Source organism: Micromonospora sp. NPDC005305, from assembly GCF_040607315.1.
Classification (GTDB): Bacteria; Actinomycetota; Actinomycetes; order Mycobacteriales; family Micromonosporaceae; genus Micromonospora.
Map to the genome: position 1 here is coordinate 184,493 of NZ_JBEXGL010000010.1, position 15,706 is coordinate 200,198.

At 68.7% G+C, this 15,706-nt stretch carries 11 protein-coding genes and 1 tRNA gene; 6 read left to right on the forward strand and 6 right to left on the reverse strand.

All coding sequences use genetic code 11. From position 1 onward, the window contains the following. Positions 1–110: 110 nt before the first annotated feature. Positions 111–2,087 (reverse strand): hypothetical protein, encoded by a 1,977-nt coding sequence (locus ABZS80_RS19170; protein WP_355057521.1) that lies wholly within the window; start codon positions 2,085–2,087, stop codon positions 111–113. 633 nt (positions 2,088–2,720) lie between these two features. Between ABZS80_RS19170 and ABZS80_RS19175 the strand changes: the two genes are divergently transcribed. Together ABZS80_RS19175 and ABZS80_RS19180 are read left to right on the forward strand one after the other, a co-directional pair. Further along, positions 2,721–4,373 carry a hypothetical protein gene (locus tag ABZS80_RS19175; RefSeq protein WP_355057523.1) on the forward strand — a complete coding sequence of 551 codons (1,653 nt, stop codon included), beginning with the start codon at positions 2,721–2,723 and terminating at the stop codon, positions 4,371–4,373. A 739-nt stretch (positions 4,374–5,112) separates the two neighbouring features. Then, on the forward strand, positions 5,113–5,676 hold the full coding sequence (locus tag ABZS80_RS19180) for a hypothetical protein (protein ID WP_355057525.1): 564 nt from the start codon (positions 5,113–5,115) through the stop codon (positions 5,674–5,676). 145 nt (positions 5,677–5,821) lie between these two features. On the opposite strand, the gene ABZS80_RS19185 is transcribed toward ABZS80_RS19180, so the two are convergent. Together ABZS80_RS19185 and ABZS80_RS19190 are read right to left on the reverse strand one after the other, a co-directional pair. After that, positions 5,822–6,631 carry a hypothetical protein gene (locus ABZS80_RS19185; protein WP_355057527.1) on the reverse strand — a complete coding sequence of 270 codons (810 nt, stop codon included), beginning with the start codon at positions 6,629–6,631 and terminating at the stop codon, positions 5,822–5,824. A 129-nt stretch (positions 6,632–6,760) separates the two neighbouring features. Then, positions 6,761–7,171, reverse strand: coding sequence for a hypothetical protein (locus ABZS80_RS19190; protein WP_355057529.1), 411 nt, complete (start codon positions 7,169–7,171; stop codon positions 6,761–6,763). Between the two features lie 1,051 nt (positions 7,172–8,222). On the opposite strand from ABZS80_RS19190, the gene ABZS80_RS19195 reads away from it, so the two are divergent. Continuing rightward, positions 8,223–8,489, forward strand: a complete 267-nt coding sequence (locus ABZS80_RS19195; protein ID WP_355057531.1) for a transposase — start codon at positions 8,223–8,225, stop codon at positions 8,487–8,489. Between the two features lie 90 nt (positions 8,490–8,579). Then, positions 8,580–9,104, forward strand: coding sequence for a hypothetical protein (locus tag ABZS80_RS19200; protein WP_355057533.1), 525 nt, complete (start codon positions 8,580–8,582; stop codon positions 9,102–9,104). Between the two features lie 408 nt (positions 9,105–9,512). On the opposite strand, the gene ABZS80_RS19205 is transcribed toward ABZS80_RS19200, so the two are convergent. Together ABZS80_RS19205 and ABZS80_RS19210 are read right to left on the reverse strand one after the other, a co-directional pair. Then, the gene (locus ABZS80_RS19205) at positions 9,513–10,460 is read right to left on the reverse strand and encodes a hypothetical protein (RefSeq protein ID WP_355057535.1); all 948 of its coding nucleotides are present in this window, start codon (positions 10,458–10,460) and stop codon (positions 9,513–9,515) included. 71 nt (positions 10,461–10,531) lie between these two features. Beyond that, positions 10,532–10,623 (reverse strand) — tRNA-Ala (locus tag ABZS80_RS19210). Positions 10,624–10,834: 211 nt separating this feature from the next. Between ABZS80_RS19210 and ABZS80_RS19215 the strand changes: the two genes are divergently transcribed. Both ABZS80_RS19215 and ABZS80_RS19220 read left to right on the forward strand, forming a co-directional pair. Next, positions 10,835–12,754 (forward strand): Hsp70 family protein, encoded by a 1,920-nt coding sequence (locus ABZS80_RS19215; protein WP_355057537.1) that lies wholly within the window; start codon positions 10,835–10,837, stop codon positions 12,752–12,754. 1 nt (position 12,755) lies between these two features. Next, a complete protein-coding gene (locus ABZS80_RS19220) occupies positions 12,756–14,825 on the forward strand; it encodes a BTAD domain-containing putative transcriptional regulator (RefSeq protein WP_355057539.1) in 2,070 nt (689 codons plus the stop codon). Positions 14,826–15,231: 406 nt separating this feature from the next. On the opposite strand, the gene ABZS80_RS19225 is transcribed toward ABZS80_RS19220, so the two are convergent. After that, entirely contained in the window at positions 15,232–15,396 is a 165-nt protein-coding gene (locus ABZS80_RS19225) for a hypothetical protein (RefSeq protein WP_355057541.1), read from the reverse strand. Positions 15,397–15,706 lie beyond the last annotated feature (310 nt).

Consider the following 15,706-nt stretch of genomic DNA (forward strand, 5'->3'; position numbering starts at 1 on the left):
GCATGCTGGAATGAGGGGATGTCGCATCCCTAGCCTCCATCTCGTTAGTGAGGAAGGTGAGTTTGCCGAAATGGCTCTTGGCATATGGCTACCTGGGCCAGGCCCATTCGTCAGCAGAACGGCACAGCTTCGTCCACATATGGGGTGCCGTGCAGCGACCCGCTTGTCGCTCCGTTGTTGTAGAAGGCGTCGGCAGAGGCGTAGAACTGGTTGTCCCAGCCCGGTGAGGCCACCCGGTACCACCATGTGTTTCCGTCCGCGACGGCGAATCCCGGGAGCCGGCAGGCGACTTGCACCGTCGTGTACCTGGGGATGACCGGCCCTGCGCTGCCGCCAGCATTGGTGTAGTTGGTCCAGGTGTGGGTGGCAAGGCCAACCGTCTCGGCATGAGTCGGGACCGCTGGGGGAGGTGGTGCGGCGGGACCGGCCGGTGCACCGCTCCAGGTGACGTGATTCGAGCTCTTGCCGCCGGCGGTCACCCAGTGCTCCGGGCCGTCCGCGGAGTAGCACTGGCTCTGGGTGAATGCGTCTCCTGCGGCGTCCGTCGTCATGGTGAAGGTGTAGAAGCCGCCGGTGCTGACCGAGTCGAAGCAGGTCACGGTGACCGAGGAACGGGCCGGGAAGCCGCTGAGCCGGACGGCATACCGGTATCCGTGCGGCGCGGCCGGCCCGCGTGCCAGGGTGACGCTCGCAGTTTCCTCGCCCCCCGGCCCATCGCCCGCGGCAGGACCGCCGCCGCTGGTGCGACCAGGATGGCCGTCGTCTCCGGTTGGTGGAGCGGCTGGCGGGTCCATGTGGTAGCTGATCTGCGCACTACGACCCTCGGTGATCAGCTCTCGAATCTTGTCGGCGACGTTGCCGAACCCGAGCTGATACGCCGGCCACAGCGCAACTAGCCAGCCGAGAGCGTTCGCGGCCTTGGCTTGCCGCACCAGCGCGTCCGCGTCGCCAGTTCCGAGCTGGGAGATGACCTTTCTGGCGTTGTCGATGTCTCTCAGCTCCTGCGACAACGATCCGGTCCAGCAGGTGAGGAAATCGAGCAGGCTTGCGGCGCTGAAGTTCAGGCCGGCGGGGCCGACCGCGAAGCCGGTCGCGCACTTCACCTCGGTGTACGCGACACCGACGCCGTACTTGTCAACCTGCCCGATCAGGTCGACCAGGTTTCGGATCAGCGTGTCGGCGGCGGCCAGCCAGCTGCTACCCGATACGAAGAAGGAGAAGGGTGCCGATGTGTGTTCTCGGGGGTAGCCGACGGTCATGGTGGCGCCGGCGGGAAGGATTACCCGCTGATTCGCATCGAAGTGCAGCCGGTCGGCCTGCCACTTCCGCACAGACCAAGGGATGCCCTCCACCCAGACGTACGCTGGCCGCCCCGGAACCGCGACCTCGACGGACACTCCACGATTGGATTTGATTCGTACCTCGGCCACCTCTGTGCCGTCATTCGTGTGGTTCGTGGTCGCGCAGGTGTGGACCAGGTCGCTGTGGCGGGCGTCCAGGTGGAACCAGGTCGGAGTGCCAGAGCAGCTCAAGGGCGTGGTCCGCCCTCCGATGCCGGACGCGAGCTTGGCAGTAAGGGTCTTCCACCACGCGACCGGGTTAGCCCAGCCGGGAACGTTCAGTGAGAACCGTCTGGCGTCAACTGTGAAGGTGCCAGAGCTGTCACGGTTGGCGGGAAGCACATCCCACGCACCATTGTCCGCCCTGTGGGCGACGACAGGCAGCGCGTGCGGGCTGGGACTTTGGCCAGCCCGGAACTCGAGCCTCAGCGGCTTCCGCAGCTGGGTGTCGTGGAACGTCAGATCGACGCCCAGGCCGGCCGACTCCAAACCCGTGGAGACGGCGAACATGGTGCGCTGCCGGCGGATCTGGACGGTCCCCGCCGTAGTGAACGCGCCCACCGCCCCGGTGATCCGCCCCACGTCGGGTACCTCGACGGACAGCGCCCGGCCCGGGCCCACGGCGACGTCGATCGCGTCCCCGACCGGTGTGACCGTCGCGGATGTGGATCCGTCCACCGACGCAGGCCGCCCTGGCGCGTGCGAGCACGAGACGACCAGCAGGCCGGCGAGCAGAAGGGCAACCATCTCTGCCGCCGCTCGGCGTCGCCTCGGGACGGGTCGACGTGCCCCCGCTCGAACCGATCCAGTTAACTCGTTCATGCCGGGTCCTCTGCGTGATCAAATATGGCGGATCCGTCACCGCCAATGATCGGATGAGCGGTCGGGGTTCGGCCGGCTGATTGCACCCTCGAGTTGGTGAGTGCAATAAATTGCTGATCAAACAGAGTGGTGACCGGGCCCTCGTGGTCGGCCTTACCATTCGCCACGAACGGCGCTCGCAGGGTCCGGCTGGTGGGAGCAGCAGCACGGGTCGGCTGGTTGCCCCGCGTCAATCACCCCTACGGACCTGAACCTCGGTTATTTCCGCCATCACCATGCCGGAGAGTCCGGCGTTGCTCGGGGAGGAAGACGGGGATGTCGTCGTCGCCTGCTCCGATGGTGTGGTGCTGGGATCGTAACGGCGGTGCCTCCGGAGCTACTGCAGCGGCTCGTGCCAGTGCCAGGAACAACAGCGGCAGCACAGCACGGAGGGGTCTCTGACCCGACGCATAGATCAGCCCTCCAGACCCATCGGCAGATTCCATCAGATGATCGAGTGAGCGGGCGGGGTTCGGCCGGTTGATTGCACGTCCACCCGCTGAGTGCAATAAATGGTTGATGGGCGAGCAGAGCGGTTCCGGGCGTGGTCGCGGTCGGCCATACCGTTCACCGCGAGCGGTGCCGGTGCGAGCCGGTTGGTCGCCGCAGCAGCACCGGTTCGGCTGGTTGCTCCGGGTCAACCGCCTCTACGGCCCCGAGGAGCGGTGGAGGCGGGAATCGGCGTTCGCCGCCGACTTCCAGGGAGGGTGCTGGCCAGAGCGGACGAGCGTCTACCAGATCTCCCGGTGGGAGACGGCCAAGGTCCGTGTGCCCTACCTGGCCGTTCGGCGGTACGAGGAACTGCTGCAGGTGCCGGCACACCGGCTGGTCGTGCTGATCGACACCATCTGCCGCTATTCGGCAGCGATCCCGGGAGCCGCGCCTCTGCTACAGCGGCAGCAGTACCGGGACGGTCCGGCCAACGTCGACCGGATAGGCGAGCTATTGGAAGCTGTGCAATCCGACGTTGTGGTCACCGGGGCAGACTGGGACGAGCTGACGGCCCTGCTCACCGGGGCGAGTCAGGTGATGCTGCCCCGCCCCACCTGGGTGCGATTGGGGGAGCGGCTCCTGGCTGAAATGATCGTGGCCGACGGCGTGTCCTGGGCCCAGCGCTACGAGGCACTCAACCGGCTGCTCGCCCACCCGCTCAGCCAGCAGCCGGCGGTCGCGGCCTGCGCCAGCCTCGCCGCCGACCGCACCAACCAGGTGTTCGTGGAGACGGTCAGTGTGCTCGACGGCAGTCCCCACCCTGACGCAGCCGCACATGTCCTCGAGCAGCTCGTCCATCCCACCAACTACCGGGCCCAGTACGGCGCCCTGCTCGCCTGCGTCCGCAAGCTGCGTTACGGGCACTTCACCGAGCCCCAGGTGCGACGGCTGGTGCCGATCGTCAACGAGTTCGCCACCGATCCCGCGTACTTCGAAGACACGCGGCTGCTGGCCGCCGAGCTGCTGCGGCGGATCCCGGCGGACCTGGCGTCCGACGCCCGCCGGCGGCTGCGCCACGCGGCCACCCAAGCCGTGGCACTCCGCCCGCTGCCCGAGACCAACCCGCAGCGCGCCTTTGCGGAGCGGATCGCCAACACGACCGTGGCCAGCATGGTCAGGGAGGCTCCGCGGTTCCCGGACAACCTGCTGCCCGACCTGATCGAGGAGATGGTATTCAGTCCGGTCTTCGACGTGCGTCTGTACGCACAGCTCCTGCTGTTCGGCACGCCGTACCGTGCGCCACTGGCGGCCGCCCTAGCAGTCGAACTTGTCACTCAGGTCGGCAGCGGCGGCAGCGAGGCTGCCCGGGCCCTGATCGAGGCGCTGCGCATCCTCGGCAGCGAGAAGCAGCGTCCACTCGTCGAGCGACTCACCGTCGCGCCCGGCCTGCCGCCCCCGGTCACCCTCGCTGCGGCCTCGGCGATCGGACACATCGGCGGGAGCAGCTCCGACCACTACTGGATGGGCGCCATCGATCTGCATGCTCGACATTGGCACCACAACAGGGGCAGAACAAGTGCATCGGCGCTGGACGCGCTGATCTACGGCCTCGGCATCACCCGAAACAAGGCCATCCTCCGGCGCATCCGCACCCGCCCTGACATCCCTCCGCCCACCCGAACCGCGGCCGCCTGGTGGCTGAACCTACCCTCGTCGATATACGACAGCGCGGCTCGGTAGACGAACCAGCCTTCTCTAATCGCCAGCACTGGTTTGGGCTACGCGCGCTGCGCTGCAGACCGACCTCCCGAACCGCTGGTAGGCGAAGGGGAACTACTGGGTGGCGCCCTCGCGTAGACACAGCCCGCGGCAGGTTGCGCCGCCACGAGGCGGCGATCCGCGCTATGAGGGAAGACCGATGAGACCCGGTACACGCTCGTGCGTTCGGCCAACAGCGACCTATGGAAGCATCAGCAGCCACTGCGTCTCGCCGTCACCGCTCGTCCGGCCCGGACAAGCGGTTGACGCGCAGCCGCCAAGCCGCCCGGCGTTGCTGCACCGGAGCAACCCGCCAGCGCCGCCACCGGGTGAGCCAAACGATGCGGCCGGCCCCTGTCCACCTCTGGTACCCACCGGCGATTTATTGCACACGCCGCCATGGCCTGCAACGGCGCCACCGCAAGCCGACACTCAAGGCGATCATTGGCACGCCGGCAGCACATCGTGCGATACCAGCCGTGTTGGATGCACTGCATGATGTGATGACCCCGGTCGAAGTCCGCGGTATCCGCGAGGGAAGGCACACGCGCAGAGGATGGTGTATACGACGATGGCCCCTCGATTCTCCTGCATCTATGCATCGGCTCTACTTGCGGGGTTTGTCCTGGCGGGCTGCTCCAGCGCCACGGATTCCTCGCAGGGCGCAACGAACCCTGCGCCGGCGTCTCCATCGACGTCAGTGCCTGCTCCATCGACGCCAATGCCTGCTCCATCCACGGCGCCGCCGGCGGGGAACCGGCAAGTAATTAAGACCAAGCGCGGATACCCGCTGGAGGTCACCCTGTTTCCGATCGAGATCGGGACTGAGCTGGGAGACCCGGGATACACCAGGATCCGGTACGAACTCAAGATCATCGTCAAGAACCAGCTGACCGACCGGCCAACTCCGGCGTGGGGGTACGGGGTTGACTTCTACTATGACCTGTCGGCGGTGCCATTCAGTGCCGGGCCCGGCGCCACACTTGGACGCGGTCGGGACTGCCACAACCCATACGTGAAGATCGATGGGCGGAAGTACTGCGGCCTCGGCGCGTCACTCAGCATGGGGTCGGGAGGTCCGGACGAGCCCATCGCCGCGGGTGCAGAATTGGACGGCGGGGTACCGTCGAACGCCTTTGTTACATGCGTGGTCGACGATGCGAACCTCGATGCCGCCCGGACGTACTTGCAACGGCCAAGTTACTGGCGATTCCGCCTGGCGCCGGCTGGCAGTGGCGGCGCCTACGGCCTCGAATCGTTCCGGTTCCCGTACACCTCGCCGTAGGGTCATGCCACCGCAGGTTAAAGATCAAGGTAGGAGCAGGCACCCCCGAACGGCCCGAGTGCGAGATGCTGCTCTCGGGCCGTTCGGGGTGTGTAGTTCAGCCGATGACGTCGCGCTCGTGGAGGGTCGCGGGGTTCGAGCCCGGTCAGGAGCAGTCGTGGAGTTCCGGCGAGGTGTGGGTTCCGGCGGCGGTGGTGATCTCGACCTGGCCGAAGATGCACTCGCCGCGCTGGGCGGTGGCCATCCGGCTCCAGAGCAGGTTGCTGGGCCGGCCCTCGGTGATGACGGGATTGTTGTCCTGGCGCCAGACGGTGAGGGTGACCGCGTCGGTCCGTCCGGTGAAGTGGGTGGTCGGCTGCGGCCACTTCGCACGAACCCACCCTGCTCGGCAGCCGCGCGAGTACCACAACTCGACCGTGCCACCGTTGGCGTCACCGATCGGCGCGGATGCGAGCTTCACCAGTCCGGATGTGACGCAGCGGGAGACTTCCGGATCGTGGTCGTTGCAGTCGTACTCCCCGGTGAGGCAGTTAGGGGCGGTGAGCAGGGGGGTGGTGTCGCAGGATCCGATGGACGGGTCGACGGGGTCGGTATTGGTGTGGCCGTCGAAGACCCAGCTGCCGTCGGCGAGCCGCACCCAGTCCGAGGTGGTGCTGTCGGCCCAGTGCGGCTCGGGGTTGTCCGTCGTGGCACCGACTAGGACGCGGGTCTGTCCGGACTCGCCGCGGCTCCGACAGTTCACGTCGAGCTGGGTGCCGTTGGGCAGGAACGCAGTGGTAGGGCTGCCGAAGCTCGGCGCGGTGTGGGCGTGGGTGCCAGCCTGGCCGGGGGCGATGACCTGGTAGATGTCGAAGGGGACGGGCATTGCGGCGGCCGGTGAAGCGGCGGCCGGGATGACGGCGGCGAGGAGGAGCAGCCCGCCGAGGGCGGCGGCGCGGCGAGGACGGGTGAGCACATGGACCTCCGCTGGTGCGAACCTACAGATGCAGCCCTTTACGCGGGAGACAGGAACGTGAACGGTGCCGCGTCCAGCTCGTGGGCGAGTGAAGGCTTCGCCGTGTGGATGTGGGTTCCGGGCGTGTTGTCAGCAGTTCGGTAGCCCTCGGGGCGGGGTGTCGCCGTCGACTTTGGGCAGATCGGAGTAGATGTCGGAGAAGTAGCGGCCGGTGTTCGTCTTGTTCCACACCGTCGACCGGGTGGGCCGGGTGCCGTAGGGGGTGTCCTTGACGAGGCGGCCGTGGCGCTCCTGGCAGACCACCCGTGCGATCGCCCCCTCAGCAGCGGAGCCGTCGGCGTCGGTGCGCGCATTGCTGTGCGGGCTCGGGTAAAAGTTGACGCCTATCAGTCGCTGCTGCGACGCCTCCCAGGTGTTGACGATCTTCACGTCGACACCGATGCTCTCTCCGCAGGGAGGTGAGGCACAGGCCGGGGCGTCATCCTTCGGCCACCAGGTAATGACGATTGTGGCGACCACCGGGATTGCGGCGGCCAGCACAGCGGCAACCGCTTGCTTGGTGCCGTCGGACCAGGAGCTCCAGCCACGCTGACGAGCGGGAGTGGGCGCGGGCAACGGGGTGGAGGAAGGTGGCGTCGGCACAGGGCTAGCGGACGGAGAGTTGGATGGAACAGGTGCTGAGCCGGCCGATTTTGATGGCTCGGCGTTAGGCGGTGGAGCCGACGACGGAGGCGAAGCAGTCATCGCAGTCCTCACTGCCAGTAATGGGGAATCTCAGTGTGAGTGATCCGTTCAACCCGCGCACGCTGATTCCTCAAGTGTGATACGGACAACAGACACAACGCCGCCACTCCATAGTCGCGGCTGCTCCAGGGCTCCATGTGCTCGGTGGCCGGCCGGTCCAGCGCCAACTTGCGCCGGCTCGTCCCGGACGACCACCAGAGCATCAGACGCCCGGAGGCCCTCCGGTGCCGAGCCGCGCGCCCGCCCGGCAGCGCTGTTCACGGCCATGACCTGAAACGCGGGCGCCGGTCAGCGACGGCCCTCGGAGCCGGGCCGAGAAGCGAACATGTCGCCGATCGTGCGATCCCCGGCGACCGCGACCGCCAGATCGGTTGTGCTCCGGCTGTCGGGAAGGTCCACCTGCAGGGTCGGCGCCGGAGACCAGGAACTCTTCAGCTTCGTACCCGAGGTCCGGTCCCGAGGTCGTCTGTGCAGATGCCCTCGGTCATGTGCACGGCCCCTCGGTCCACTGACCTGAGTTCGAGGCACCCCGCGAGCCTACGTTGGAGGAGCGCGTCGCTCATCTGGGTGCGGCTGAGGACGTCTCAGCGACGCCCGAACCGGCGCCGGATTCCGGCGGCCACGTCAGCGCACAGGTCGCCGAGCCCGTTGACCCCCCGCTGCCCGTCCGGGCGGTGCTGGATTGAGCTGGCCCGGAACCAAATGATCGTCGACCGCAGGCCGCACTCAGCCGCCGGCCACTCCATAACGCGCAGCAACTCCCGAGACTCCGACCACGCCCCGAGTGCCGAGGGCCTTTGAGGTTCCCCCGATAGCGTGGAGGCCAGACCTAAGGGGATAGATGGTCATGGCTGAGAAGAGGAGACGGTTCGACCGGGAGTTCCGCGAGGGCGCCGTGCGGATCGTCCGGGAGACCGGCAAGCCGATCGCGCAGGTGGCCCGGGACTTGGGGATCAACGACGGCACCCTGGCCAATTGGGTGGCGCAGGACCGGCGGGCTCGTGGTAAGGCTGCCGGCGGGTTGGATGAGGACGAGCGCGCGGAGCTTGTCAGCGCGGTCCCGGTCGGGCGATGCCCCCTCGCGTGGGAGGCACATCCTGGAGGCGTCCTCTGACCGGAGATCGATTAGCCTCACATGCGGCGGTCGGCGTTAGGACGGTTCATGACGCAGCGAGGTTATTGGCGGGAGCATGATGGGGCGCGGGTGCCTCAGAGCGAGGCAATCGCTGTCTGGGCAAGCCATGCCTACCCACTCCTCGCCAAGGTGTCCGGCAGCTACGGGGGCCTGGTCGTATACGGCGGTCTTGCCGAGGACCTCCAGCGTGCATCGGGTATCCGCACGTCGGTTCCCTTTCGCCACTGGATCGGGAAAGTCCTCTACCTCGTCGTGCTGGAGGGTCACCGTCGCGGCGAGCCGCCACTGACCGCGCTGGTGGTTCACCGCCATGACGGCCGGGTCGGCGAGGGCTACAAGGCGGTGCTTGAGGTAGCGGGCGAGCCCCCCATCACAGACGACCTCGAACGCGAGTACCACGCCGCCGCCGCACGCCTCGCCTGCTACCGGTACTTTGGCGCGGCGTTGCCCCCTGACGGCGGTTCGCCGGCGCTCGCTCCTGCGCTGCAGGAACGGGTTAGCAGGAAGCGCCCCTCCGTGCCAGCACCCCGCCCATCGTGCCCCGGCTGCTTCGTCCAACTTCCTCGGACGGGCGTCTGCGACTCCTGCGGTTAGATGTCCTCGTCGCCTAGTGCCTACGTCTGTTGCTCTCGACCGCCGATGGAACAGCGCGGACGCTGACATCACGGTCAACCGGCTGCACTACAGGCGGCTTCGGCTTCTTGCGCCGGCGCTGGCTCTTGGTGGGGATCGTCTTGCCGCATTCGCAGCTCTCCCACGGGAGGTGGTGTGTCATGACGTGCCTCCTCGGAGACAAGCGTATCCCCATTTGTCGATCAAAGGGCGGCTGCTTCAGCGAATTGCCGACCAGGCAGCTGCCTCCGGCTTGGTGCGGTGCGACTTGGTCGACCCGTAAAACCCATACCAGTTAGAAGTACCGTCAGCCAGGTACCCGGCGTCGCCCACCCACAACAAACGGCAGGACGACCTGGACGGTGGTAGACGGGCGCGGGGTGCCGGTCCCTACGACGGCGGCGGGGAATCAGCGTCCGGAGGGACCCGCGGCGGACGCGACCAGGGCGGCGGCCCCATACCGGAGCGTTCTCCGAGCCATTCGATGAAGCGCTGCACGAGCTGCCCGAACGACGGAGCCGGATCATCCGGTCCCCGCGCCCGAACCACGGCGCGCCAACCATCCTTGATCCGACCGACCCGATCGGAGGTCAAGAGCACGACGAGACCGCAACCGGTCAACGCGACAGCAAGGCCGATCGCGGGCAGAACGGCCGTGGCCACGCTCGGCGAGCGAAACACTGCGCCCAACCCGCCGACGCCGAATATCAAGCCCACGCCCCCGCCCACGACAAGCCGAATCGCCACCTCCTGGTCAACGAACCGCGTGAACTGGACCGGAAGGTGCATACGCCGGATCGACAACAGCGCCGTACCGACGGCGATCTCGGCGAAACCACCGAACACCAGGTAGGCACGCAGAAGGCCATCATCTTCGAGGCCACGCAGTCCGGCGAGGATCGACGCCGGACCGGCAGCGATCAGCGCCATGCCGCCAAGCCTGACGAGCGCGATCCGCACCTTCTGCTCCCTGGGCACCGCCTGCTCGCTGGACACCGCGATAGCGACAAGCGCAGCCACGATGAACATGACATAGCCGCCCCACTCGCCGAGGGCGGACATGAGGATCAGCGGCGCTGCCACCGCCAGTAGCACATCCGGTGCAACTCGTCGGAGTGTCGACGTGCCAGTGCGGTCCAATCGCCGGATCAGGTCCGTCGCGAACAACACACCAACGACAGTGAACCCCGCCAGCATCACCCGAAGCCCGACCGAGACGTTGCCGGAGAGCAGGTTCATGGCGACAGACGTCATCAAGCCAAAGATCCAGAACCCGACGTCGCGGAGCCCAAGACGCCGTGAAGGCGCCGGATCCTCCCCGGTACCCGAAGCGTCCATGCAACCAGTATGGAACCGGGCACCAACTTTCAGTAGCGGTGCTCAGCCCAAGAAAACGACTACCATCGATGTAAAGCCACGGGGACTCGAACCCCGGACATCCGCCTTGCAAAGGCGGCTCGGTACAGCGGGCGCTTGCCGGTCAATGTCGGCGACTGGCGTTGGAGTCAATGACCTTGCTGTCGCGTACCGGGCGGCGACACTGCGGGCCCGGTAGTCGAGTAGGCACGGGTGGGAGGCCGTCCGGCACGAGAAATTTCGGAGAGGAGGCCCGCTGGTGGTTCGGTCGAGCACGACTTGGCCCGGCCCAGCCTCGACTCCCTGTGAGTGATTGGGAGGTGACGCGGCGGTGATCCTCATGTTTGACTATGGGTATGCGGGCGGGGGATGCGCGGCTGTCGATCGACTGCGGCAGTGCTACCACCGTGGCGGTTCTGGCCTGGGCTGAGGGCAGCGCGTCGGCGTTGTCGTTCGACGGGTCGCCATATCTGCCGAGCAGTGTGTTCGTGGGCGCTGATGGGCAGGTGTGGACGGGGCAGCGGGCGTGGCAGGCCGCCGCAGAGCAGCCGAGCAGGCTCATTCCGAGCCCTCGCCGCCCCGCCGACAACGATCTCTCCACCGATGGCGCGCGTGTGGATGCTCTGGACCTGGCGGCGGCGCCGCTGCGTCGTGTGGCGGCCGAGGCGGAGCGGGTCGCGGGTGGGCCGGTGCGGGACGTGCGGCTGGTGGTGCCGGCGGGGTGGGGGCCACGGCGGCGTACCTGGATGCGGCAGGTGGCGCACCGGGCCGGGTTGCTGCAGCCGCGTCTGGTGGAAGCCCCGGTGGCCGTGGCGGAGCATCTGCTTGCCACCGGTGTGCAGTGGCCGGTCGGGTCGTTCGTCGGGGTGTGCGACGTCGGCGCGGGGGCGGAGGTGACGGTCCTGCGGCGGGGCCCTGCCGGTTTTGAGGTGCTCGCGACCCTGGCCGATCCGGCCGCTGGCGGCGTCGCCATCGACCAGGCCCTGACCGTCGCCGTCACCGGCGAGCGGGACGCGCCCGAGGAAGGGGCGGGCCAGTGGACGGTCGCGCAGAGCGTCCGTGCCGCGAAGGAGGCCTTGGCCACTCATCCCGCCGTTACGGTGCCGCTTCCCGACCGTCCACCGGTCATCGCGAACACCGCGATGCTTGAGGACGCCGCCCGCCCTGCCTTGCAGCGGGTAGGGGCGTTGGCCCGCGAGGCGATCGCCGCCGCCGAGCTCACCGCCGCCGACCTGGCGGGGATCTACTGCGTCGGGGGCAGCGCCCCGCTGCCGCAGCTGTCTGCGGTCATCGCCGAGCACGCCGGGGTCACCCCCATGCTGGTGGCGGAGCCTGGCTTGGCTGCTGCTCTGGGTGCCGCGGACGCCGGCGCGGGCAGCCCCTTCACGCCCGGGGCGGTGGAGGTGGCGGTGCCGCCGGTGCGGCGGGCGGTGGCTATCGCGGTGCCCGGGTTGGCGTCTCTGGCCTTGATCGGGCAGTTCTTCCTCACGGCGGACTACCGCAACGGCAGCCGCGCTTTGCCGGGCCTTCACTACTGGGTGGTGCTGAACTGGGGGGAACTGGCGGTCGCAGCTGTGTTCGCCGTGGTGGCGTGCCTGGCGGCGGGCACCGTCCTGGGGTCTCTGATCGCGGCCCGCAGCCCCAGCACCGACATCAGATCAGAGGGCGGGAAGGTCAGCGTGGGGATCCTCGCCGCGGTGTCGTTGGGGGTGGCGGCCGCCGGCCTGTACGCGGTGGTCGCCAGTCAGTATTTCGGGCTGCCGGTGGGTGGGTTCCTCCGGTGGGCGTTGTGGCCGGTCACGCCGATCGTGGTGATGGCGGTGGCGATGGCGGTGGTCGCCGCCCGCCAGTGGCGGGTTCCGCGTGGGGGTTGGTCGGCGTTGCTGACGGTGCCGACGGGTTCGGTGAGCAGCGGTGCCCTTGGGATGCTGCTGGTCCAGTACTCGCTGACCGCCGACCGGTGGCCGCATCTGGTGCTGTGGATTGATCTCGCCGGCCGCGTCGGTGGTCTGCTGCTCGGCGTGGCGGTGGTCATGGCGCTGGTGACACCGCTGGTGTTCCGCCTGATCCTCGCCGCGCCGCTCGCGGTGATCAGCGCGGCGATCGTGAGCTGGCCGGCCTCCGGGGTTCTCGGTGTCTTCTACGCCGTGGCCGTCGCGGTGTGGTGGGCTGCCCGCCTGTGGACTCGCGTCGTCCGCCCCGCCCCTTCCACCCCGATCGGGCAGGCGCCGCCGCTGAACATGGGAAGGGCGGCGCCGTCCGGGGGAGGTGGGTGAGGTGCGGTGGCCGCGGCAGGTCGGGTGGCTGCTGTTCGTCCTGCTGCTCCTGGTCGGCGTGCCGGTGGCCCTGGTGTACGGAGTCGGCCCACCGGTGCGGGGATGGCCGGACGCGCACCAGGTACGGGCATGGGTGGAGCAGCCTCTGACCGAGCAAACGCTGGTCGCCGCGTTGACTCTCGGGGCGTGGCTGGTGTGGTTGGTGCTGGCCTACACGGTCACCGTCCGGGCCATGGCCCGCCTGCGTGCCAGCGTCGCCTGGCTGCGTCGGATGCCGCTGCCGACGCCGTTGCAAGCCACCGCCAGCGGAATGGCCGGAGCCGCGGTATTCACCGCCGGCGCCAACACCGCGGTCGCCGCCCCGCCGGCGCCCAACCTCCCGGCCACCGCCGGCACCCTCGACACCCTCGGCGACGCCACCCGCCTTGACCCCTACGACCAGGTCCGCAGTGAAGACGGCGTGGTGGTGCGCGGCGGGTGGCTGCCCCGCGAGGTCGCCGACCAGGTCGCCGCCGCCGGAGCCCTCGTCTGGCTACGCCGCCGCCTCGCCTACCTGCCACAACATCCCGGCAGCACCGCCCGCCAGGACGCCGACCTGGACCCACTGCCCGCGACCGCCGTCACCGTGCAAGCCGCCCTCGCCGACCAGCCCCCGACACCACCATCCACCCCCACCGCCGACGGACCGCCCGCAGCGGTGGCATCCCATATCTGCGGTCTCCCCAGCGGCGGGGTGGGGCTCACCGGCCCGGGTGCCGCGGCCGCAGGAAGGGGACTGCTGGTCACCGTCCTGCTCACCGGGCGGCGCCAGCACGGCGTGTCGCTGGTCGTCACCCGTAGCGCGTTAGCCAGCCTGCTCGGCACTGCGGCCGACCTGCGGCAGCGGCTGCCACGAATCGAGGTCGTCGCCGACGCCGACGAGGCACTGCGGGTGGCGCAATTGCGGACACCCGGCCACCCAGACGAGCCTGAACCTCGGCAGCCCGAGGACCCACCCGCTGTCGCCACCCCGGCGGCGGTTCTGCTGATCACCGACGAACCGCCGTCAGGCATCAGCGAACGGTTCACCGCCGACGTCACGGTGGCGGTGTTGGGTGAATGGCCGGTCGGCGTGACGTGGCAGGTCGACGCCGCCGGCCACACACACGACCCCGGCCAGCCCGGCTGGGTCGGACCGCGGTTGTGCGTCCTGGACCCGGTAGCGGCAGCAGACCTGCTCACCGTCATCGCCGACGCTAATCCATCGGCGCCGAATCCCTCCCCGCATCCGGTCCGGTCCGGTCCGCGGGTGCCACGCCAGGCGACCCGACATCACCAGCGCCCGCATGCCGCCGAGCGGCGGTTGACGCTGCGGATCCTCGGGGAGCCCGTTCTCGCCGTCGACGGTCAGCCGTTGACCATTCGCCGTAGCGCCGGCATGCAAGCCCTGGTGTTCCTCGCCGCCCACCCCGACGGGGCCGACAGCGCCGAACTCGTTGCCGCCCTTTGGCCGGGCCTGCCCCGACACTCGCTCACCGGCCGGCTCTACACCACACTCAGCGACCTTCGTGGCGCCGTCCGGGCCGCCTGCGGGCTGACGATCACCGAGCACACCGAAGACCGGTACCGCCTCAACCGAGACCACCTGGACGTGGACCTGTGGCGCTTCCACACCGCGGTCCAGCAGGCCGCCACCGCCGTCACCGACACCACCAGCGCCTGGCAGGCGGTGATCGACGCCTATACCGGTGACCTCGCCGCCGGCCGCACGTGGCCGTGGGCGGACCCGATCCGCGAAGCCATCCGCCGACGCGTCATCGACGCCCACGTCACCCTCTCCGCCACGGCACCCGACCCGCGTCACGCCCTCGACGTGCTGCAACACGGCATCCGCATCGACCCCTACAACACGGACCTGCACCTGCGGGCGATGAACGTCCTCGCGGCCCTCGGCGACCACCAGGCGGTCGCCGATCTCCACCACACCTACACCCGCCGCCTCACCGAGGCCGGCCTCGACGCCAGCGACGAGGTCGACCACACGGCTACCCGGCTGGTCGGCACGGGCGTGCCGGTGAAGCCTCATCTATGAACGTCTGGCCAGAAGCTCGGCGGGCGGCGTGACTACTTCTGTCCGCTCGCGTCATCACTGCTCCCCGCAGATGGCCTGCACTACGCCGCCTTGGCGTGATGGTGTGATGCCCAAGCAACGGTCTACGACTGGGCCTAGCTGCACGGCGTCCCGTGTCGTGGGGAGGCAGGCAGGTACGTCCAGGTGGGCGTCGGTCCTCACGACTGACGCGGCCTCGCCGAGCACCTGACCGGGCGATTTGTTAGGCAACGGCCGACTTTGTTGGTTTGCGGGATACGTTGGACCACGGCGGTGCGAACCTTATGATCCGCCCGTGGCAGTACGGGAATGTGCGGTCGGCCGCGACGGGTGCTGCCGCGGGCTCCGTCCTACGACCGGCTGCAGCCCCGCGGGCTGGTGGCACCAGTCACATGGTCGTCGTACGCCGCTGCGCGAAGATCGCGTGCAGGATCCACACCGGCGCCCAGACGCCGAACGTGCAGATCGTGAGCACCAGGTGCACCATGTGGGCCCCGGTGCTGAGCGACGTCTTGGAGACGACCGGCTGCGACGGTGGCGGGTACACGACCATCGGGTAAGGCTGTGGCAGGTGCTGCTGCGGGTAGGGCGGATGCGGTGGGCCGCCCTGCGGCGAGTAACCCTGCGGCGGATAGGGCTGCGGCAGGTGCTGCTGCTGCGGATAGGGCGGCAGCGGTGGGGTGCCCTGTGGCGAGTAACCCGGGGGCGGATAAGGCTGCGGCAGGTGCTGCTGCGGCGGGTATGGCGGCTGCTGAGGCTGTGGATGCGGGTAGGCGCCCGGATCGGTGTCCAACGTGACTGGTCCTTTTCGCTGGTCAGGTACTGCCCGACCGTAGCTGACCGTCTGCCGATGCGAGACCCGC